The sequence below is a fragment of the Candidatus Eisenbacteria bacterium genome, assembly GCA_030017955.1.
GTDB lineage: Bacteria > Eisenbacteria > RBG-16-71-46 > JASEGR01 > JASEGR01 > JASEGR01.
In genome coordinates this window covers 1-1,925 of record JASEGR010000197.1, presented here as the reverse complement: position 1 = coordinate 1,925, position 1,925 = coordinate 1, and the positions used below count along the sequence as shown (strand labels likewise).

At 57.6% G+C, this 1,925-nt stretch carries 1 protein-coding gene; it reads right to left on the bottom strand.

All coding sequences use genetic code 11. The annotated features are described in order from the left end of the window. Nucleotides 1-365: 365 nt before the first annotated feature. Complete coding sequence (locus tag QME66_13620; protein MDI6809984.1) at nucleotides 366-1,649, bottom strand: IS256 family transposase; 1,284 nt, start codon at nucleotides 1,647-1,649, stop codon at nucleotides 366-368. Nucleotides 1,650-1,925: the final 276 nt, after the last annotated feature.

Sequence of the window (1,925 nt, the reverse complement as noted above, 5' to 3'; positions counted from 1 at the left end):
TGCTGATCGTTAACGCGGCACATGCAATCCACAGGGTCTTGTGAACTTTGTGTCTTGGCGCTGAAAAAGACGCCAAGGGAAGCCGCGAGACCCACAGCGTGGAGTAGTTGTTCCATGGCCCTGTCGAGTTTTACCAAACATGTTTTCGCGACACTGGAACCGAAACGGCTTCGGCGTCTTCAGTATCTTCGGTGGTTCAGTCCGGCCCCCTCGGGGTTGGCGGGAACTGCGCTGTTGACTATATCAGATTAATCCGGCGTTGTCAAAGCAATAGCTGGTAGTGTCAAGAAAATTGTGTAAATCTTTATTTTCGCGTTTCCTTTCCCAAAACACGCGCGGCGCTTCGGCTGGGACAACAGACCGGCCTACGCCGGGACCTTTCTTTCCTCCTCGTTCGCCACGACGCATCGGGGCTTCGCGGTTTCCGCAGTCGGCTTCATCGTCGAAAAGCCGCACAGCCGCCGCTCCTCCCACCGTTCGTCCAGTTCCTTCGACAGCGCATACACGCACCGCAGACAACATTCCTCGTTCGGAAAACTGTCCATTGCCCGCGTCCGGCGTCGAAACTCCTTGAACGCCCGCTCGATCCGGTTCGTCGTACGCAACCCCGCCCATTGGCTCTTCGGGAACTGATAGAACGAGAGCAACGCCTCGAGGTCCTTTTCCACGCAACCCACCGCCCCAGGCGCGATCTTCTCCCATTTCGCCTTCCACCGCAACCAGTTCACGCGCGCCTTCGCCTCGCTCGCCGCATGGAATACCCGCTTCAACCCATCCAGACACTTCTTCTGTATCGACCGGGGCAGCTTTGCCGCCACGTTTCTCAGCTTGTGCACCACGCAGCGCTGCGTCTTTGCCCGGGGATACGCCTCCTCGAAAGCAGTCTCCAGCCCCGCCAGTCCGTCCATCACTCCGAGACGCAACTCTTTTCCGCACAGCCCTCGCGCCTTCAGCCCTTTCAGAAACTCGCGCCACGACGCCGCGCTTTCCCGACTCCCAAGCTGCACCCCCAACACCTTCCTGTGTCCGGCCACCGTCACGCCTATCGCCATCAGCAGCGACTCCTTCGACACAGTGAACCGCCTTACAGGCAAGTTCAGACCGTCAAGGAAGATATAGCGGACATCGTCCGCCAGCGGCGACTCGAGCCACTTCTTCATCTCCTCGGTCAACTGTTTGTTTATGTTCGACACCGTTCCGGCGCTGTATCCCTTGCCGATGAGCATTTTCATCACCTTCTTCACCCGACGCGTCGAGATCCCGCCGACAAAGAGCGCGATTACCGCGCGGTCGATCTTCTTCTGTCTTCTCCGGTATCTGTCCAACACCTCCGGCTCGAATTCCCCGTCCCGGTCACGCGCCACCTCGATCTCCTTCAACTCACCGAATTCAGTATCGAGGCTGCGACGGTAGCTGCCGTTCCGGTAGTTCCCCTTGTCCTCTTCGCTCCGCTCGTACGGCCCGCGTCCGAGGAAGACCGTCAACTCGTTGCGGATCACTGTCTTGAAGGCCTCCCTCAGGAAGTTCCGCAAATACTGGCCCAGTCCAGACAGAAACACCTCCTGGTTCAGCTCCTTCCTGGGCATTCCGTCCGCCTCCAGCAAATCCTTGACATCCGCGTCGCTTTCAAGTACTCTACTACTACTCATGGCGTACTCCTTTCTCCCGCCAGTTCAGGCGGAAACTACAATAACTTCTTTATTTGGGAAAGGATACGCCTTTTCGGGATTTTACACAAGATATTTTACGCTACCGCGCTAACTGTTGATGCCCGTGGGTTGGATCGCTGGACGGATCGACGTCTATCGTGATCAGAGACGGTTTCTTGCGACGACGCGACTCCTTTTGCCGCGAGATAACGGCGTCCGCAAAAGCATGGACGGCTCGCAAGAGGTCTTGGCGTGTGGGGGCGTTTTCGAACCGCG

What these genes read in the sequence shown, in the direction of transcription:
- QME66_13620 (MDI6809984.1), bottom strand. Translation starts at nt 1,649, where the DNA reads ATGAGTAGTAGTAGAGTACTTGAAAGCGACGCGGATGTCAAGGATTTG.